Annotated in this window: 18 protein-coding genes; 4 read left to right on the top strand and 14 right to left on the bottom strand. The window is 42.0% G+C overall.

What is annotated here, in order from left to right; translation table 11 throughout:
- Nucleotides 1-105: 105 nt before the first annotated feature.
- From K1X84_03055 to ribD, 7 genes are all read right to left on the bottom strand, one after another.
- Complete coding sequence (locus tag K1X84_03055) at nt 106-1,656, bottom strand: energy transducer TonB (GenBank protein ID MBX7150593.1); 1,551 nt, start codon at nt 1,654-1,656, stop codon at nt 106-108.
- A gap of 32 nt (nt 1,657-1,688) precedes the next feature.
- Nucleotides 1,689-4,475: an Hpt domain-containing protein gene (locus K1X84_03050; protein MBX7150592.1), complete on the bottom strand. Its 2,787-nt coding sequence runs from the start codon at nt 4,473-4,475 to the stop codon at nt 1,689-1,691.
- 75 nt (nt 4,476-4,550) lie between these two features.
- Nucleotides 4,551-5,366: a response regulator gene (locus K1X84_03045; GenBank protein ID MBX7150591.1), complete on the bottom strand. Its 816-nt coding sequence runs from the start codon at nt 5,364-5,366 to the stop codon at nt 4,551-4,553.
- 154 nt (nt 5,367-5,520) lie between these two features.
- The gene (locus K1X84_03040; GenBank protein ID MBX7150590.1) at nt 5,521-6,414 is read right to left on the bottom strand and encodes a DUF58 domain-containing protein; all 894 of its coding nucleotides are present in this window, start codon (nt 6,412-6,414) and stop codon (nt 5,521-5,523) included.
- A gap of 10 nt (nt 6,415-6,424) precedes the next feature.
- Nucleotides 6,425-7,072 (bottom strand): HAD-IA family hydrolase, encoded by a 648-nt coding sequence (locus K1X84_03035; protein MBX7150589.1) that lies wholly within the window; start codon nt 7,070-7,072, stop codon nt 6,425-6,427.
- Nucleotides 7,073-7,087: 15 nt separating this feature from the next.
- The gene (locus K1X84_03030; protein MBX7150588.1) at nt 7,088-7,741 is read right to left on the bottom strand and encodes a LysE family translocator; all 654 of its coding nucleotides are present in this window, start codon (nt 7,739-7,741) and stop codon (nt 7,088-7,090) included.
- Nucleotides 7,742-7,744: 3 nt separating this feature from the next.
- Entirely contained in the window at nt 7,745-8,854 is a 1,110-nt protein-coding gene (gene ribD / locus K1X84_03025) for a bifunctional diaminohydroxyphosphoribosylaminopyrimidine deaminase/5-amino-6-(5-phosphoribosylamino)uracil reductase RibD (protein MBX7150587.1), read from the bottom strand.
- Between the two features lie 211 nt (nt 8,855-9,065).
- On the opposite strand from ribD, the gene K1X84_03020 reads away from it, so the two are divergent.
- Both K1X84_03020 and K1X84_03015 read left to right on the top strand, forming a co-directional pair.
- Nucleotides 9,066-9,605 (top strand): HTH domain-containing protein, encoded by a 540-nt coding sequence (locus K1X84_03020; GenBank protein ID MBX7150586.1) that lies wholly within the window; start codon nt 9,066-9,068, stop codon nt 9,603-9,605.
- 9 nt (nt 9,606-9,614) lie between these two features.
- Nucleotides 9,615-10,658, top strand: a complete 1,044-nt coding sequence (locus K1X84_03015; GenBank protein ID MBX7150585.1) for a polyprenyl synthetase family protein — start codon at nt 9,615-9,617, stop codon at nt 10,656-10,658.
- On the opposite strand, the gene K1X84_03010 is transcribed toward K1X84_03015, so the two are convergent.
- Together K1X84_03010 and lepA are read right to left on the bottom strand one after the other, a co-directional pair.
- Nucleotides 10,655-10,990: a divalent-cation tolerance protein CutA gene (locus K1X84_03010; protein MBX7150584.1), complete on the bottom strand. Its 336-nt coding sequence runs from the start codon at nt 10,988-10,990 to the stop codon at nt 10,655-10,657. The two genes, K1X84_03015 and K1X84_03010, sit on opposite strands and share 4 nt — an antisense overlap.
- 1 nt (nt 10,991) lies before the next feature.
- Nucleotides 10,992-12,791 carry a translation elongation factor 4 gene (gene lepA / locus K1X84_03005; protein MBX7150583.1) on the bottom strand — a complete coding sequence of 600 codons (1,800 nt, stop codon included), beginning with the start codon at nt 12,789-12,791 and terminating at the stop codon, nt 10,992-10,994.
- A gap of 110 nt (nt 12,792-12,901) precedes the next feature.
- On the opposite strand from lepA, the gene K1X84_03000 reads away from it, so the two are divergent.
- On the top strand, nt 12,902-14,071 hold the full coding sequence (locus tag K1X84_03000) for a class I SAM-dependent rRNA methyltransferase (GenBank protein MBX7150582.1): 1,170 nt from the start codon (nt 12,902-12,904) through the stop codon (nt 14,069-14,071).
- On the top strand, nt 14,047-14,397 hold the full coding sequence (locus K1X84_02995) for a Rieske (2Fe-2S) protein (GenBank protein ID MBX7150581.1): 351 nt from the start codon (nt 14,047-14,049) through the stop codon (nt 14,395-14,397). The genes K1X84_03000 and K1X84_02995 overlap by 25 nt, the downstream gene beginning before the upstream one ends.
- A 9-nt stretch (nt 14,398-14,406) precedes the next feature.
- Here K1X84_02995 and K1X84_02990 read toward each other — a convergent pair whose 3' ends face one another.
- The 5 genes from K1X84_02990 to K1X84_02970 all read right to left on the bottom strand — a co-directional run bounded on the left by K1X84_02990 (nt 14,407) and on the right by K1X84_02970 (nt 20,050).
- Nucleotides 14,407-16,977, bottom strand: a complete 2,571-nt coding sequence (locus K1X84_02990) for an HD domain-containing protein (protein ID MBX7150580.1) — start codon at nt 16,975-16,977, stop codon at nt 14,407-14,409.
- Nucleotides 16,964-17,611: a DedA family protein gene (locus K1X84_02985; protein ID MBX7150579.1), complete on the bottom strand. Its 648-nt coding sequence runs from the start codon at nt 17,609-17,611 to the stop codon at nt 16,964-16,966. The genes K1X84_02990 and K1X84_02985 overlap by 14 nt, the downstream gene beginning before the upstream one ends.
- Complete coding sequence (locus tag K1X84_02980) at nt 17,611-18,492, bottom strand: YicC family protein (GenBank protein ID MBX7150578.1); 882 nt, start codon at nt 18,490-18,492, stop codon at nt 17,611-17,613. Before K1X84_02980 ends, K1X84_02985 begins: the two co-directional genes overlap by 1 nt.
- Nucleotides 18,493-18,558: 66 nt before the next feature.
- Nucleotides 18,559-19,542: a UDP-glucose 4-epimerase GalE gene (gene galE / locus K1X84_02975; GenBank protein ID MBX7150577.1), complete on the bottom strand. Its 984-nt coding sequence runs from the start codon at nt 19,540-19,542 to the stop codon at nt 18,559-18,561.
- A gap of 25 nt (nt 19,543-19,567) precedes the next feature.
- The gene (locus K1X84_02970) at nt 19,568-20,050 is read right to left on the bottom strand and encodes a YajQ family cyclic di-GMP-binding protein (protein ID MBX7150576.1); all 483 of its coding nucleotides are present in this window, start codon (nt 20,048-20,050) and stop codon (nt 19,568-19,570) included.
- Between the last annotated feature and the right edge of the window lie 21 nt (nt 20,051-20,071).

Here is a 20,071-nt window from a genome sequence, read left to right as displayed (position 1 = left end):
AATAGAACAAGGAAAGGTTCTGCAACAGCAGTTTTGAGAAGTTCTTAAAGAGCATAAAAAAAGGCCGTATTGAAATCAATACAGCCTTGTGAGATTTATTTTTTTTTATTTCATCAGAATCGTAACGACCGTCCAATATTTTACAGTTTGACCGCCCGACAACCCTGTTTCAAAAGTCCATTGTTTGACGGCTCCGATAGCGGCATCGTTGATCATTTGATCAAAATCTTTATTACCAATGCGTTTTGAAACATATATTTCTTCAGGAATACCGCCCGTTCCGACAAGAACACGCAATGATACTGTTCCGCTCAAATTAGCTTTTTTGGCCAGATCGGGCATCACAGGATTGACTTTTGTAACCGGTTTGGGATTATTATCCAATTCATTGGCCATTTTTGTAGGAATAAATGCTTCTGTTTTAACTTCTTTCTTTATTTCAGTTTTCTTAGCGTCTTCTTTTTTCTTATCTTCTTCTAATTTTTTCTGAACGGCCAGTTGTTTTTCTTGCTCAACCCGTATTTGCTCCTGTTGACGAGCTTGTTCTTCCAATAGTTGTAGTCGCTCTTTTTCTTTCTGCTGTTCGGCCAGGATTTTCTTTTGCTCTTCGTTGGATTTTTCTTCCAATCCGCTGGTTTTACTTTGAGAGGTTTTATCTTCTTTTTTAATTTCGAGTTTTTTCTTGAGCGCTTCGATTTCTTTTTCGCGTTTGGCTTTTTCTTCCTCGGCGGCTTTATTGTCAATGGGCGCAAAAGTTTGGAATTCAACAAATGAAACTTTACCGGAAGTGTAAACAGGGGTGTAAACTACGAGCCCAAACTTGCCGTTTTCGTCGTCATCGTGAATACTGCGATCGGCATTGGTATTGTCGCCCCAGTCGTTTCGTTGAGCGTAAATGACGTTTTTAGTATGATTATAGAGGTTGAACTCCAGATTATTGTAGATCGCATTCCGGCCAACATTTTCTCCAAGGCGCAGATCGCCAATAACCGGCTCCGACACGTCTTGCACCAAAATCCCGTAGCGATTGCCCGTGACTTCGTTATTGGTAATGCTCGGCGTTGAATTGATTTTGCAATTAATGCCGGCATAACCGTTATTCAGGATTTCGTTATTATTGATTTTGGGCGAGGAGATGATATCGCACAAAATGCCATTCCAGTAATTACCTTCTATACGGTTCCGGAAAATTCTTGGCGACGCGTTAATACACGTGATGCCATCATACGCAAATTCCACTACACTGTATGAAACAATGCTGCGATCGTGATTGCCGCGTTTAAAGATGATCCCATACCAATCGCTGGCTTGAGGCTGAAGGTTGTTTTTTGCAGTTTCGTTGGGTAGGGTAAAGCTGCCGGAAGTAAAACGAATCTCGTATTTGTCTTTGCCTTCGGCCCGGAGTACGCCTTCAATGATCAGCTCGCATTTTGTAATATCGTAACCGCTTTCCTGATCGTCGCTATTAGCGGCAAACTTGATCAAGGCATTGGGTTTGATTGTTAGAGTGACGCCTTCGGGAACGATGACGTCGCCGGTGACTTGTACGACGCCCTCCCATGTCTCATCGCCTTTAAGCACGCCGGATGTTGTCGCGGCTGAAACGAACGCCGTTTGAAGAACAAATAAAATGATGATCGCACCTTTGGATCGCATGCGTGGCCCCTTGGTTAGTGTATCGAATATATCTATTTTAACGAATGACTGGACTCAGCCATTTCGCTTAGCAATTCATTTTCTCCCGTTACAAGCCGTTTGAGTATCGGGTCGGAATCTAATTGGATATCGGTGAAAGCTTTGGGTGAAGTCTTAGGCTCTTTTTTGATCTTTTTACTTTTCACAACTGCCTCGCTTTCTTTTTTAATGGGCTTATCGGCAGTACTCACAGGTTGCTTTTCTGCAGCTGATAATCGATCCAGTACGTCGTCAACGGGTACGTCCGTGCCAGCGACGAGGGTTTTTAGTACTGTAGACGATTCATCGAATAAAGCAATCATTCCGGGGTCGATTTGTGCTTTTCCTTTATTAATTCGTTCGGCCAATACTTCAATCGGTCGGGCAAGATTGCTGATTTTCAGGAATCCGAGCATTTTCGCCGAACTGCGTAAACTATGCGCCGATTTTTCAATATCACGCATTACAGTCAGGTTATTGATATCTTTATTCAAAGACACGACTGCATTACTGATCGATTTAATGTAAGTGCCGGCCTCTTCTTTGAAGATTTGAACGATCTCTTCATCGACACCGGTCGATGCAAAATAATCTTTTCCAGATTCTTGATCTTCTTCTTTGACTTCTTTGACCTCATTTTTTTCGGGAATCGGAGTCTCAGGGGTTTTAACAGCTTTTTCTGTTACCGGTTTAGATGCACCCGCTTTGAGACTGGGTAAATTGCGCATGAAAATATCCGGTGTTGATAAAGTTCGTTCCAACGCAACAAGCCTTTCGGCAATGGACAATGCGTCAACCGCCGCGCGATTGAATAACTGCTTGAGTGCGATCACAATGTCATATAAAAGTTGCAGCATCGACGCATCGAGAACAATTTCATTCTCGAAAAATCTTTCCGTAATTAATTCGATACATGCTGCGAGTCCGGATATTTTTTCGAAGCCAAGCATACGAGACGAACTTTTCAAACTGTGACTGGCGCGTTCGAGGTCTTTGATTGCATTGTCGTCTTTAAGATTGGTACGTAGCTTTTCAATGGATTTATCGAACATTTTGAAATAACTGCCGGCTTCTTGTTCAAAAATTTCAAGAATTTCAGCATCCATTTCTGTAAACATTTCACGAAGCAAACCATCTGATTCTGTTGGTTCTGATTGAATTGGGGATTTAACTTCCGTTTTTTCGGCTTTTTTAATTTCCTGTGTCTCAGAAACTTTCGGGGCCTCTTTGATTACAGTTTTTTCGGTTTTTGTTACTGATTTTTTCTTTTTAGTTTTGGGCGCCGCCGTAGCAACAATATCTTCCGGTTCAACGCTCATTTTTTCAATAAAACTCGGCATCTTCATCTGTGTCAAATCAACGTCCGGATCATGCGAGGCCATCATATCCAAAAGCTTTTCCGGCTCCAATACGTTTTGTTCGGTGGGTGTAGCCGGTTTTTTTCGTACAATAGGGACGGTCTTTGGGGTTTCTGGCGGTAAATCAAGCTTAACGGTAGTTTCGTGTTCTTCTTCTTTCGTTTCAATTTTAGGAGTTTCTTTGACCGGTTCAGGAATTTCCGTTGTCATTGCTGATGTTTTCGGAAAATTCTGACTGATGACGTTTTGCATCGAGTCCATCCATGACAAATCCCCAGCGGTCTGTTTTTCATCCGATTTTGATTCTACTGCGACGACAGGTTTTTCTTCAGTCTTGGTTTTTTCTATGACCTTCGGCTTTTCTTCAGTTTTCGATTGTACTTCGCTCTGAGTTTTTTCTATTTCTTTAGACGGTGTAGGAACAGCGGAGCCAAATTTAAATTGCGAGAATTGTCGTGATAAAGCCAGGAAATTTTCTTCAGTCAGTTGTTGTGTTTCAGCAAATGTTTTTAATGCGTGCATAGTCTCGCCCGTTAGATCAATAAGTTCGGACGTTGCGGCCAATTCTTTTCCTATGGCTTCGGTATATACGGTCATCATGGATTGACAAGTGTCCGTCAACACTTTGAATTTAAGCAGTTTTGATGCCGTAATGAGCGCGCGAGAGGACTGCTGAATGTCTCTGAGCGCCGAGCGATCGTTTTGGCGGCGTAACCGGCTCAAACTGTCTTCAATCATTTTGGAATACGACGATACTTCTTCCCGGAATGCAATCATCGTTTCGTTATCGATTTTCGGTGCGACTTTTTTCCCGAAAACTTGTTTGACCGCTGCTGCCGTCATGTCAATGACTTCATCAAAAGGAACCGGTTCCTTTTTCTCGGAAGTTTTTTTCCCGCGCGCATTTAGGAACCCAATCATATCATCGACTTTACCAAATTCAGTTGGAATTGGCTTTTTAGCCGGTTTTGGAGTTTCAGTTTTTGTAATAACCGGCTTGGGAGCAACTGTTACTTTTTCTTCGGTTTTTGACAGGTATGTTTTTTTGAGATAATTCAGGTCAATCGTAATGCCAATCGTTTGCAGCTCCGTCTCCATGGCATTAAGATCAACATGCGCCGGAAGGATTTGAGTAAATAGGTTGTATAATTTTTCTGAATCACTTTCAATATTGGCAATGAGCTGGCTGATTTTGACTTCTTCTTTTTCAGCCATTTCCAGGATTTGCTGGAGGAATTGAAAGAAAGGAGTGAGGGAAGGGGAATTTTTCAGTTGATCAATGCGCTCCATCCGGTCAGATGCATTGATAACCGACAGGATAATTTTTTTGATGATACTGAAATTGATCGGAGAAAAACGATGTTCGCTCATGCTCCGGAAATGATTGAGCAATTCCGGCAAATAGAAGTCGACGATTTTTTTTGTTTTGCTTACAGCCGCCATATAATATTCAAATAGAAAAAAAAACCCTAAGCGGAAACGTTTAGGGTTCTACGATTTCATTATGCGTTGATCGTTTTATCCGAGGTATTCATGCACCTTAGCCAGAAGATCTTCATCGTGAAAAGGCTTGGTAAGGAAATCGTTCGCGCCGTTATTTAAAGCCGCATCTTTATCTTGCGGTGAATCTTTACCGCTGAGAATAACGATCGGCACGGCATCAAACGGAGCGCCGAGCGCGCGAATAGCTTTCATAACGTCCAGTCCGCTCATATCCGGCAGCATGATATCCAACAGGATCAAGCTCGGTTGATTTTCTTTGGCTAAACGAACGGCATCTTCGCCTTTCATTGCCGCATTCAGTTGGAACTGTTCGTTTTCAAGCGCAATTTCGACCATTTTTTGAATGACAATACTGTCGTCAACAACCAGAATCTTTTTACCGCCGGATTTTGCTGCCGAAGCCGCCGGTTGTTTCACGACCGGTGTAGCTGTCGGTTTAGGTTCTTCCGTCATTACCGACTGGAGATCGAATGCTTCCGCCTTCTTTTCAACAACCGGTTTGGTTTCTTTTTTAACCGGTTCCGGTTCTTTTACTTTTTCGACTTTGGGTTCTTCTTTTTTAGTCTCTTTTTTCTTGGTTTCGGCTTTCTTGGTTTCAACCCCATTGTCTTTAGCCGGAGTTGTAGCTCCGCCGCCGATGACAAGCTGTTTGCCAGCCAGCGATTGCAATATCTGTCCAACAAAATTTTCATCGCGCTGGACTTTATTGGCGATTTGTGACACGGAACGTTTACCATCCACGGAGAAGAGAATTTGCCATTCGATTTTCTTTAACATCACGGATTCAACTTTATCACGCAAGTCTCTCGCCCTGTTATAGACTAAATCCACGTCATACCTCGTAAGTTAGATAGGTGGGGTTGAACTTTACACAATCTGATTCTAAATTCAAGTCTAGGAATTTATTTTTGTAAACTTAAAACAATTAATCGATTAAGTCAACGATTATTTTGCATAAAATATTGAAAAAATTAGAAACCGAGGGTTAGCCGTGCCGCATTCTTTTTTCGCGTGTTTCAAAAAACCGGATCAGGGATTCCACAAAATCTGAGCCTGTTGAGACGTCTATCAAATCGACCCGGCTTTTACGAAAAAGGGTATCTTGTTTTTTTGTCCATTCTTGTACGTTTTTTCTCAAGTGTTCTCTAACAACGGTCGATGTAGTGTCGACGTCAATCCTTTCACCCGATTCTTCATCTTGCAATGTCATGAGCCCGACATTCGGTATTTCTCTTTCCCGTCGGTCAAATACACGAATACCGATCAAGTCGTGTTTTTTGGCAACGGTACGCAACGGCTTTTCAAATTGATCGTCAACAAAATCGCTCATGAGAAATACGATGCTCCTTCGGTTCAGCACGTGTCGGGTATATTCCAGCGCGGCCCCGATATTCGTGCCTTTATGAGTGGGTGTAAATCCAAGGATTTCGCGGATCAATCGTAAAACATGGGATTTTCCTTTTTTTGGCGGAATGAATTTTTCAATCTGGTCGGTAAATATCAGCAATCCGACTTTATCGTTATTTTTAATTGCGCTGAAGGCGACGAGAGCCGCCATTTCAACCATTAATTCTCTTTTCATCTGGCGGAACGTTCCAAAATTGCCCGATGCACTGGCATCGAAGAGAATCATCAACGTTTGTTCACGTTCTTCTTCGAAGATTTTTACATATGGCCGTTCCATACGCGCTGACACATTCCAGTCGATAAACCGGATTTCGTCCCCGAATTGATATTCACGCACTTCGGAAAATGACATGCCCCGGCCTTTGAAAACAGTATGGTATTCGCCGCTGAAAACGTTATTGACCAAGCCGCGCGTTTTAATTTCGATCCGGCGCACTCTTTTTAAAATATCTTTGGTGTTGACGGAATTCATGTAGATTCTATCAGTTAAAAATGGATTTAATTTTGTTCAATTGATCAACGATGAAATCAGCGTCTGCAACCGCATCTTTTGAACGAAAGCCGTAGGTGACGCCGCATGTCCAGATTCCAGCGGCTTTGCCGCACGCAATATCCTGATGACCGTCACCAATCATAACAGCGCTACGAGGCGCTTTTCGGAGCTTATTCAATGCAAATAAAACAGGGAAGGGGCTTGGCTTTTTTTCTTGAAGGCTATCACCGCCTAAAATGATGTCGAAATAATGAGCAATGCCGAGTCCTTGAACAACTTTTTTTGTGAAATTTTCAGGTTTATTGCTGATGATGATCTTATTTTTATTTTGAAAATGGGACAACACGGCTTCAACATCAGGATACAATTTGGAATAATCCAGGCAATGATCCATATGATGCTTTTCGTATATGCCCAAAGCTTCCTTCAGCAAAGACTCATTGGGTTCGCACTGGGTCTGCAGACACCGGGAAAGTAACAGTGAGATTCCATCACCAACGTAAGATTGAATTTGTTTTTCAGGAAGCGACTGAATTTCAAGCTGTTGTAGCGTGAAATTCACCGACTGCGCAATATCCTTGAGGGAGTCAACCAGTGTCCCGTCCAGATCAAAGATCAGTAATTCGATTTTTATCACAAGATTGGTCGAAATTTATAATGCTATTTTTTTGAAATATTCATAACCCAAATACAAGCCGCAAGCGATTAAAATGAGGCCCGTACCTATTGAAATTTTTCGAATCGTATCTTCCGAAATTGTTTTGCGGCGCCAGGCCACGATTTTAGCCAGCAGGAAAAACCAGAGCGTGGTTCCGATGGCCATTCCTGTGATAAAACTAATCTGGTCATGCATCTGCTGACGAATGAGCTGATATGAAAAAATGACTCCTAATGCGAATACCCAGAATCCGATGGCAAGTGGATTCGTCAAATACAGAATAAATCCCAGCGAAAAATTTTTGGTAATATCTTTGTGAGTTGGCGGATGAAAAGTTTGCGGAGACTGGTCTTTGATGCCCATGTACACCAGGCGTCCGCCTAAGAAAGTCAGTACCGGAAAGCCCAAGGGTAAAAATACGGTTTCAATCTGCGATTGAAATACAGTAATACCAAACACCCCAATCGTACAATACAGGATATCAATTACCAGCGCACCTAATCCAATCGTGAATGCCTGCCAAAAACCTTTGCGGAAACTGGTGTCAATGATCGATACGCTGATCGGTCCGATGGGAATAGAGTTTACAAAACCGATAGCGAAGCCGTACGAAAAAGCCAGGGTTATATGGAATGTTGTCGATGCCATACGTTATAACCGTGCGCGCAATAATATATCATCACCCGATTTTGAGTAGGTGACACTTTTCAATAGAATCGACCGGTTGATGGTTCCAGCTAAATTTGCATTAATTGCAGTTCGTCCATTGCCGATCAATTTAGGTGCAATAAAGACAGCGATTTCGTCCGCTAATTTTTCTTTCAGAAATTCGCCGTGTACGATGGCGCCACCTTCTACCAAGACAGATGTGATTTTTTCTTCGTACAAAATTTTTTTCAGCGCCTTTCGGATATTGATCCGGTACCCATTAGTTTTAAACGTATACACTTTAACGCCGCGATCACGAAAAAGTTTGATCTTCTTTGCCGAAGCAGATTCTGACGTTAAAATAATAGTTTGATTGCGCAGAGCATCGCGGACAACGGCCGCTTTTTCCGGAAGACGCAGTCGTCCGTCAAGTATGATTCTTTTGGGGTGACGGCCGCGGACCAAACGGACGTTCAGTGAAGGATTGTCCTTCAGCACGGTATCGGCGCCGACCAGCACTGCGTCATAAACAGTACGCCACCGGTGAACCAATTTGCGTGATGAATCCGAACTGATCCATTGGGAATCGCCGTTCAAGGTTGCAATTTTGCCATCTAACGATTGGGCCATTTTCAAAGTAATCCACGGTAAACTGTAGGTTACATGCTTGAAAAACACTTTATTCAATTCTCGGCATTCATCTTCAAGAAACCCGAATTCAACCTGCACGCCGTTTCCAAGTAATTTTTTTTTGCCTTTTCCAGCTACTTCCTTAAACGGGTCGAGCGTTCCGAAAATAACATGCGGAATTTTCTCCAATAAAATTCGGTCAGTACATGGAGGCGTCTTACCAAAGTGACAACAAGGTTCCAGGTTTACATACAACGTGCAATTGGACAAATCAGAATATCCGTTACGTTTGGCGTCTTCGATAGCCTCGATTTCGGCGTGCGGTTTTCCATATCCTTTGTGGAAGCCCTGGCCAATTATATGGCGTTGATTATTGCGCAAACATACCAGAACCGCCCCAACCATGGGATTGGTCAACGTCTTTCCTTCAGCTTTTTTAGCGAGTTTCAGCGTTTGCCGGATGAAATGTTCGTGAGAATACAAGACTTTTCCTTTGAAATTTGTAAACAAAATTAGCCAGAATTGTTTTGGTATTCAAGCAATTTATGATTTCATAAACTTAGCGGTTCAGTATTTTCGAGTTAAATCTTCTTTCCTTGACAATTCTTGGCGATTCGCATAAATTGTCGCCACATCAAAGTTTCAGAATTTTTTGAAACTTTGACAGAATTATACTAAATCCTTTTAAGGACACATGAACAAGGCCTTGGAAAAATCGGTTGAACATTTTACCCAGCGATGGGGTGAAGTAGGTTCGTTCTGGGGTATCAATAAGGTCATGGGTCAACTGTATGCACTTCTTTTTGCAAGCGACAAACCGCTTACACTGGATGACATGAGCGTGCAGTTAGGTATAAGCCGGGGGAACGTCAGCATGAATATCCGTGCTTTAAAAGAATGGGGAATCATCCGAAAAGTTCGCGTCAAAGGCGATCGCAAAGATTATTATGAATTGGACGAAGATATGTGGAAAGTGATCATCCACTTTGTACGGGAACGCAAAAAGCGCGAACTTGAGCCCGTACTAGATACGATCAGCCGCAGTTCGGATTTGTTACGTTCGTCCATATCATCGATGAATGCCGTGGACCGTAAAAAAGCGTCTGTTTTTTTAAAGCGCCTCGATGATATGCATAAAATTTCCGAAGCCGTCAATGTGCTTCTCGAACGATTCATTCAAGGCGAAGAAGTTACATCGTCCACGTTACGAAAAATTCCGATTCAATGGAAATAAAGGAAATTCATGAAAAATTTTGAACACATTCCGTGGCTACAAGCGTTGGTCAAAGATACAGAATTGGTTATTCATGAGATTTTTGAAAGAACGGGTAGCGCCGCGCTCAAGGAACTCTTGAAATCGCAGCATAGCGGGGGAAAAAGGCTACGTCCGATGATTGTCGGAGCATCGGCACAATTAGGGGAAAGCGAGACCAAAGTGCTGGCATACGGTTCCGCAGCCATTGAACTTTTTCATCTGGCGTCGTTGTTTCACGATGATGTATTGGATCGTACGGAGTCACGGCGCAACCGATTGACTTCTCAGAAAGAAGTCGGCATTTCAAAATCGATTTTAACCGGCGATTATCTTCTTGCCGAGAGCATTAATTTAATGGTCAAGCATTTGCCCGCCGAAGTTGTAAAGTATTTTTTAGATACGATTCAGCTCATGATCCGCAGCGAAATTACATCCAATAAATTACAATACAACTGGGACATTACGTCAAAAGAATATTTCGAAATTATTGCCAATAAAACGGCGGTACTTTTTGCGATGGCGGCATCAATTGGTATCCGTTTGACGTCAGCCGATCAAACGGCCATTCAGCGTATGAGTTCATTCGGACATCAATTAGGTATCGCCTATCAGTTAGTGGACGATCTTGAAGATTTATTGGGAGTGATAGAGGATTCGGACAACGATTTGGCAAACGGGTATTTCAGTTTACCGATCATCGAACTGCTCCATGCGGTTCCAAAAAATAATAAAGCCGATATCAAAAAATACATCCAGAATCTAAATGAAGCTAATCGTATAAGTTTGTTGAAGCTGATGCGTACATTTTCCATTTTTAAAACGATGATCGCACAGATTCAAAAGCATCTTGATGCCGCCAAAAAAGAATTAAAGTATTTTACGGCGAACGAAACAAATGATTCGGCGTTGGTAGTTCTGGCTGGATTATGCGAGCAGGTTTCGCAAAAAGCGCGCAAAATTGTACGCGTTTATGAGTCAATGGCCGATCAAAAATTGACCGAACCTCCGAAGAAAAAATTAGCCATTGCTTAAAGTTGAGAATTTTCGGCGAGCCATGCGAGGTAGGCAGGGGATCCCTGAGTAATGTCTAATGCTATGATTTCGGGTATCTGGTAGCTATGAAGTTCTTTAATACGTTTTTCAAGTCTATCGTAGTTCTTCCCAATCGTTTTGATGATCAAAAGCGTTTCGCTTTCATCGCAGACTTTTCCTTCCCATCTGTAGATCGAACGGATTTTTTCGATCACATTGCAACATGCCGCTAATTTTTCATCGACTAAAGTTTTAGCCAGTTTAGCTGCTTCGTCTTCACGGCCGATCGTAACCAAAACTACGATAGAATTTATATTGGAAGTTCCGCTCATTTTAATCTGAAATTTTCAATACGGCAAGAAACGCTTCCTGTGGAATTTCCACGCTTCCAACTTGTTTCATGCGTTTTTTACCCTCTTTCTGGCGTTCGAGCAATTTCCGTTTACGGGAAATATCTCCGCCATAACATTTAGCGGTTACGTCTTTGCGCATAGCCCGGATACTGTCGCGGGCGATAATTTTGCTTCCGATGGCCGCCTGAATTATGACTTCAAACATTTGACGCGGAATCAGGTCTTTAAGCTTTTCGCAGAGTTTACGGCCCCATTCGTATGCTTTGTCTCGGTGAATAATGCTGGAAAAGGCATCAACTGGATCGCTGTTGATCAAAATGTCAAGTTTGACCAGGTCGCCGTCTTTGTAACCGGCGTATTCATAATCAAATGAAGCGTAACCACGTGTCGATGATTTTAACTTGTCATAAAAATCGAAAATAATTTCTGACAAAGGAAATTCAAAACTCAAATCAGCGCGTGTTGGGGAAATATATTGCGTATTGATATAAATACCGCGCCGTTCCATCGCCAGTTGCATGATGTTGCCGATAAATTCAGAAGGGGTGATGATTTGCGCTTTGATATACGGTTCTTCAACATGTTCGATAACACCGGCGGACGGCATAGTCGACGGATTGCTGACTTCAATCATTTCACCGTTCGTTTTGAAGACGCGATAGCGCACATTGGGAACAGTTGTGATCATGCTTATATTGAATTCGCGCTCGAGACGTTCTTGTACGATTTCCATGTGCAGCAATCCGAGAAAACCGCAACGGAAGCCAAAACCTAACGCTGCCGATGTTTCCGGTTCGTAAATCAACGAGGAATCATTCAGCTTGAGTTTTTCAAGCGAGGATCGAAGTTCTTCAAAGTCATCGCTGTTAGTCGGATAAATACCACTGAAGACCATGGGTTTGATGTCTTTATAGCCGGCTAGCGGTTCGTCAGCAGGATTGTCTGTATTCGTAATAGTGTCACCGACGCGAATGTCGCTGATTTCACGAATATTGCCGACGATATAGCCGACTTCCCCGGGCATCAGTTTGTCGGTTTTTACGCGATCAAGGCGTAAGAAACCAATTTCATCGGCGAGGTGATTTTTATTGGTGGAAAAGAATTTGATGCGGTCGCCTTCATTCAACTCACCTTCAAACACGCGTACGTAAGCAATAGCGCCTCTGAATGAATCGAAAACCGAATCAAAAATCAGAGCTTGTAAGGGCTTTGCAGCATCGCCTTTAGGATGCGGGATTGTTTTTACAATTTCTTCAAGAATTTCTTCTATGCCAATACCGGCTTTGGCGCTGGCCAAAACGATTTCTTCCCGGTTGCATCCGATCAGATCAATGATTTCCTGGCACACGCGTTCAGGCTCTGCGCTCGGTAAGTCGATTTTATTGACAACCGGAATAATGTGTAATCCGGCTTCGATCGCGAGATATAAATTGCTGATCGTCTGAGCTTCAACGCCTTGCGATGCATCAACCACAAGAATAGCGCCTTCACAAGCTGCAAGACTGCGCGATACTTCATAAGTAAAATCCACATGTCCCGGAGTGTCAATCAAATTAAGAACATAAGAGTTTTTATCTTTGGCTTTATATTCCATCCGGATGGCATGTGCTTTGATGGTAATGCCGCGTTCTTTTTCCAGATCCATGTTGTCGAGTACCTGGTTTTCCATCTCCCGTTTGTTAATCGTGTGGGTAAATTCAAGCAAACGGTCTGCCAGCGTGGATTTGCCGTGATCGATATGAGCGATAATACAGAAATTCCGAATGAATTCAACAACCATGTTTTACAATAACTTTCGCAGTTTATTTTTAATTGCGGCGAATATATCAATTAGGATTTGCAAAAGCAATTTATATTTAATAACATTGCCGGTCTCAAACCAATATTTGCATGAAAACAATTCAACTCAAATCAAAAAACGACGACCGTGTGCGTAACGGCCATCTTTGGATTTTCAGCAATGAAATCCAAAGTAACCTCAAAGAATTCGATCCGGGCGAAATGGTCGAAGTAGCGGATCATAACGGGTATTTTATTGGAATCGGATATGTTAATCCTCATTCGCTGATTGCGGTGCGCCTGATGACTCGCCAACACGAAACCGTTGAGGAACAATTTGTTTTTGAGCGCATTCGGGAAGCCGCTAAGCGGAGAGAATATCTGATTCCGGATGCGCGCTGTTATCGTGTTGTTTTCGGTGAATCGGATTTTTTACCGGGACTTGTGATCGATCGTTATGAAGATTTTTTTGTAGTGCAATCGCTGACAGCCGGTATTGAACGGTTACTTCCATTGATTTATGAATCGCTTAAAAAGCTATTCAATCCCAAAACTATCGTCGAGCGCAACGATTCAACTATTCGCAAGCTTGAACATTTGGAATTGACCAAAAAAACCGTGTTTGGAGAGATGCCTGAAAAAGTTGCTGTCGACATTGATGGATTGACTTTCCAACTCGATTTACTGAACGGACAAAAAACCGGTTTTTTTCTGGATCAGCGTGAAAATCAGAAACTGACTCGGGCGTTTGCAAATGGCAAACGTGTATTGGATTGCTTTTCTCATATTGGTGGGTGGAGTTTGAACGCGGCACGATTTGGCGCGAAAGAAGTAGTCGGATTGGATATTTCTGAAGCCGCGGTGAACCAATGCAGGGAACATGCGGAGCTTAATAAGTTATCACAATGTTCGTTTAAAGCGGTTAATGTTTTTGATGAATTAAAAAATATTAATGACGCAAAAGAACGTTGGGACATAATTATTCTTGACCCACCGGCGTTTGCCAAATCGCGCAGCGAAGTCAAAGACGCAGTCAAAGGTTACCGCGAAATTAACCGTCGGGCTGCCAAGGCGCTTGCGCAAGGTGGTATTCTTATTACTTGTAGTTGTTCTCATGCGATTGATCCAGAAACATTTCGCAACACGGTACAACAAGGTATTGTGAGTGCAGGACGTGATGCAATTTTGTTGGAAACACACGGGCAGCCGAAAGATCATCCTATTCTTCTGTCGATGCGTGAAACGGAGTATCTCAAATGCCTGGTATTACAGGTGAAGTGATGGCTGGCATAAAGAAGTTTAAAGTTTGCAGCGAATCGGAATTATCCGAAGGTTCAGTGAGGACGCTTAAGATTTTTGCACGACAGATTGCAGTGTATCGAATTGATGGGGTTATTCATGCGATGGATGGTTTGTGCAAACACATGAATGCGCCGCTGGCAACGACCGGAAAGATCAAAGGAACAAAATTAGTTTGCTCATGGCACGGATGGGAATACGATATTCTTAGCGGCGAATGTCTTAATCATAGTGGAATAGCTCTGCGTCATTATCCGGTGCTCATCGAGAACGGCGAAATTTTCATTGAATTTGAACTGAATACATAAATGTAGCGATTATTTATTTAATGCTTCAGTTAATTTTTTGCGTATTTCATTCTGTCGTGTGATAGCCGTGATTTTTTCGCCGTTTTTTTCAGTGATGTAGAAACAATCGGCTACGCCGTCCAATCGCGTTCCAATCTTTGCTGCCGTAATGTTGAGTTGCAAATCCGATAACGTTTTGGTAATGGTATACAATAAGCCAACACGGTCTGAAGTGAAAATGTCTACGATCGAATGCCTGTGGTCGTCTTCAAAATGAATTTCAGTAGCAACCAGATTTTGATATTTCAGCCTTTTCCATCGTTGTTTGGCCTTTTCAATTTTTTCTTCAATGCCCATCTTTCTGATCAATATATCTTGTAAAGCCGATTCTAATTTGTTCTGTTGAACCTGTGAAAGCGATTGGTGACTTCGAAAATCTACGACACGAAACTGATCGATAATAACACCATCATGGCGCGTAAAAACATGCGCATCAAAGATGCTTACATCACATACGGCCATCGCGCCACAGATTTGCGATAGCCGGTATGGATCATCCGAAGTGATAACGGTAATTTCGGTATAATTGATTTTATCGCTGAATTTGACATCCAGATCGGACTGAAACTGAATGGATTCGTAATCTAATTCGTTCCAATTAGATATTTCGCCGCTACCATGCTCTTTATTTTTAAGATAGGCGTCCGCTTTGGTATACAGTTCGTGAAGCAACAAGCCTTTCCATTCTGTCCACACATTTTTATTGGCAGCCGACATATCAGCAAACGTTAGCACATAAAGCATTTTGAGCCATCGGTGATTTTGGATTGTATCAGCGAAATTTTTAATGGTCGACGGATCTTTTAAATTCCGGCGAAAGGCGATTTGCTCCATCGTCAAATGCTGTCTGATCAAGAAATAAATCGGCTCGCGTTCGTCTGTGAAGCCAATTCGGTCAAATATGGTTTTTGCCAATTCTGCACCGATAACCGAATGATCGCCGCCGCGCGATTTGCCAATGTCATGAAGGAAAACGGCCCAATACAGTTGATATTTTTCATACAACGATAGTTCATCGTAAATTTTTTTTAAATGACCGGCAGCGGATCCGTCTTGTTCGTAAAACAGTTGTTCTAATTTTTGAATGGATACAATCAGATGTTCATCGGTTGTAAAAGCGTGGTATACGTTATAATTATAATTGGCGACGATAAAGCCGAATTCCGGCAGATAATGTTCCAGAAATTCGAGGTCATGCATTTTTTTTAAACATAATGCAACTTGACCTTCATAACGCCAAATCTCCTGGAAATCATGCCCGATGGATTTGGATTGAATGAAGCTCTCGTTAATCAATTGCAAATTTTCACGCACTGCATTTTCTAATTGTTCGCTCAATTCGGCATGGTATTTTTGTGAGTATAAGAAAATTTTCATCAGCAGTGCCGGTACCCGCTTTAAATCATCGTCCAAGTCGCCTCGGTAGAACAACATTTGAGGTATTGACCCGGTATCCACATAGAATTGGTTTTCGACTTCCACGAATTGTCCGCTAATGTTGGGAGTATTTTTCGTTGAAGACTTAAGTTTATAGCGTACCAAGGCTGTGCAATTGGCAACATTGCGGGCGTGAAGATAAAAAGTCTGCATAAACAGTTCAACACCGCGTGAATCGTTGCTATCAAGGAATGCCAAGTTCTCAGAAACTTTTGATTGCATCGGATAGGTGAGCACATCTTGACGGCGTTGATTTAAAACATGAAGGTGATTTCTGACTTTTAGAATAAAATCGAACGCTTTCGTTACTTCTGATAATTTTTCAGAGGTGATTATTTTGTGTTCAGCCAGGTTTTGAAGCGCCCGTATGCACATGGATTGGCTGTCTGTAACCGGCCATGGTTGATCTTGTAACAACCAAGCATTCGTCAGCCATAAGCATTCATGAATATCGCGAAGACCGCCAGCGCTTTCTTTAAGGTTAGGTTCTAACAAACGGCTGGAACGTCCAAATTGCTGGTGACGCACATCGGCGATTTCGAAGCGCGCCTGAACGAATTCTTCGAAGTGGTTTCTAAAAATTTTTGAAACCATGACATCCTGGAAATCATTAAAGCAGCCTGAATGTCCGGTAATGAATCGCGATTCCAGAAACGATGTTTTAATGTCTAAATCGCTTTTAGCAAAATTAAGTGCATCATCAATACTACGAATACTATGGCCAATTTCGAGACCTATGTCCCAAAGATACCGTACTATGGCATGAACCGTTTCATGGATGGCATCGGATTCGCCGCGGGAAGTAGACGAATAAATAAAATTGATGTCGATGTCCGAATAAATATTCAATTCATTACGGCCATAACCTCCGAGTGCGATCATACACAAAGGAGGGAGTTGCTCATCAAATCGTTCGTTTAAGAATTGGCTGAACACATGTGTGAGAATGCCATCGTGAAATTGAGTAAGCGTTGCAGATAATTCCAATCCCCATTTTTCATGGCCGGTTTTTCCGATGATGTCTTTTTTTTCGGACGCCAGAATTATTTTAAGTGCTTGAGGAGTTGTAGACGAAAGAGAAGGATAGGATTTATTCGTTAACATTGGTTGAGCGATTATGCGATTTAGTTTTATACCGTATTACTAATTTTCGGACTATAAAAATAGTAATAAACAAAACAATCAGCGTGACTACAATTTTATTATATTGTTCAACAATTTTAATGAATCCCTTCCAGTTATCTCCAAGTAAAAAGCCGCCGTAAATGAGGACTCCATCCCACATACATGCACTCAACAGCGCCAAAGGAATGATCTTCCTTCGTTTTAAATGAGCCATTCCGGCAAAAATTGAAATAACCGAACGAAGTCCGCTCAAAAAGCGATTGAACAAAATGATTCGATAGCCATGTCGGTTAAACCAGGCTTCGGCTTTTTCGATGTTTTCCACAGGAAAGAAACGATAATTTTTTCTGACAAAAAAATCTTTTCCAAAGTAACGTGCAATATGATACATGGTCATAAACCCGGAAAGATTGCCAGCGGTGGCCGTTAAAAATGTTAGGAAATAATTGAGTCTTCCGGTACCAACCATACTGGCGGCAAATACGGTTACCATATCGCCAGGAATAGGGGGTATGCAATTTTCCAGATATCCACTTAGAAAAATAAGCAGATAAATTGTGGCCGTGTCAAGTGCATTAAGAGTCTGCCACCAATATTCTAGATTTTCAAACATTATTCGACGTTCTGAATTTGTTCGCGGAGTTTTTCAAGCTCTTCTTTAATGGATACAACGGTATGAATAACTTCCGGTAGCGATGATTTGGAGCCGATCGTATTGGCTTCGCGGCCCATTTCCTGAGCGATGAAATTTAACTTTCTTCCAATTTGCGTTTCTTTTCCATGAATCAGATCGACGAACAATTTATTATGGCTTCGAAAACGTACTAATTCTTCTGTAATATCAACTTTGTCTGCAAGGACGGCAATTTCCATCTGCAAACGTTGTGGATCCATATCTGTTCGTTCTAAAAGCTTTACAAGCCGTTCCTGCAATTTAGCAAATTCAAGGCTGACTTCGTTTTTAGCCAGTTCAGTAATCTTGTTGAGATAGTTTTCGACGAGTTGAACACGACCAATCAGGTCTTTTGCCAATTGATCGCCTTCTTTTCGCCGCATCTCATTTAATTCATCAATCGCCTGGTTCGTAGCGTCGAGAATATCTTTCCAGAGCAGATTGTATTCTTCGTCGTCGGTATTGGCGGAGAAAATGTCCGAGAAATTAAGTAGGTGTTCGAGCTTGATCTCGCCTCCGATTCCGGCTTTTTCTGAAGCTTCCCGCAGCATATGCACATATTGTTTTACCAGATCATGATCGATACGCATGTTGGTAAAGTTGTACTGATTGGATTGAACCGTAACGGTCAGCGAAATTTTTCCACGTTCAATTTTCTTTTTCAGGAACTCTTTGACTTCATTTTCCCGGTAAAGAAAAAGGCGGGGGCATTTAAATGTCAAATCAAGGTATCGATTGTTGAGCGAACGTATTTCGACGGCGATCGAAGTGCCATTCTGAAGCTTTTCAGCTTTGCCGTAACCAGTCATACTGTAGATCATAAAAAATTATTAATTAAAAGTTAAAAATTAGAATTACTTTCGAGAACTTTAAAAATTATTTACTGTTCAATTATTTTTCTGAAATCGGAGACGGTGCCAATGCCACGCAGTTTCAATAATGACAGATAATTCTGCGAAATGAGGACGCCATCCTAAAATTGTTTTTGCTTTATCGGCACTGCCGATAAGAACAGGAGGATCGCCTTCGCGTCTGTTTCCAAATTTTACCGGGATATCATGTCCGACAATTTTTTCAGAAGCTTGGATAACTTCTTTGACTGAAAAGCCATGACCGTTACCGAGATTAAATGCTTCGCTGCGGCCATGATCGCATAAATATTTCAAGGCCAGCACATGCGCATCGGCAAGATCCGTGACGTGAATATAGTCGCGAATGCATGTACCGTCCGGAGTAGGGTAATCAGTTCCAAAGACGGTTATGTATGGCCGACGTCCCAATGCTGTATCGAAAACGAGCGGGATCAAATGAGTTTCCGGAGAATGATCTTCGCCAATACCTCCATCAGGATCGGCGCCGGCTGCATTAAAATAGCGTAAGCATACGGATTTTAATCCATAGGCATGATCAAAGTCTTTTAATATTTTTTCAACCATCCATTTTGTCATGCCGTATGGGTTGATTGGCGATTGCGGATGATCTTCAGTAATCGGAACGGATTTAGGTAAACCATACGTTGCGCACGTTGAAGAAAAAATAAATTGTTTGATGCCGTGTGCAACCATCGTTTCGAGCAGCTGAAGTGTTGACGCTACATTATTGCGATAATATTTAGCAGGATTTTCAACCGATTCACCTACATAGGCGTATGCTGCGAAATGCATGACCGCATCAAATTGGTTTTCCTTGAAAGTTTTTTGAAGCAACGCCGAATCCGACAGATCACCGATAATCAATTCATCCGGTGAAACAAATTCAGCGTGCCCGAAAACAAGGTTGTCCAAAACAACCGTTTGATGGCCGGCTTGTTTCAACCGCCGTAAGGCATGAGAGCCAATATACCCGGCACCGCCTGTAACTAGAACTTTCACGTTTGAGTAATAATAGGTTATGTTATCAGCGATAATTTTCGAATTGCATGGCGAAGTCGAGCTCTTTTTCCTTGAGCATTTTCATGATGGTCTGAAGGTCATCAATGTTTTTGCCGCTGACGCGAACCTGATCGCCTTGTATCGCCGCTTGGACTTTTAATTTACTTTCTTTGATTTGAGCGACAATTTTTTTGGCATTTTCCTGCTCAATACCCTGCTGTAGCTTGATAGTCATTCGGACCATACTTCCAGAAGCCTCTTCTTGCTTTCCATATTTCAATGCTTTGATGGGTACGCCGCGTTTGATCATTTTATTTTGGAGAATATCTATAATAGCTTTCATTTTGAAATCATCATCGGCTAAAATTACGATTTCTTCTTTGCCTTGTTCGATAGAACTTTTAGTGCCTTTAAAATCATATCGTGTTTGAATTTCTTTGATAGCCTGTTGAACAGCATTGGTGAGTTCCTGCGTGTTGATTTTTGAAACAATGTCAAACGAATGCATATCGGCCATGGCATCTCCATG

This window comes from bacterium, from assembly GCA_019695335.1.
Lineage (GTDB): Bacteria > CLD3 > CLD3 > SB21 > SB21 > JABWBZ01.
The sequence above is the reverse complement of the archived record's forward strand: the minus strand, read 5'-3'. Positions and strand labels throughout refer to the sequence as shown.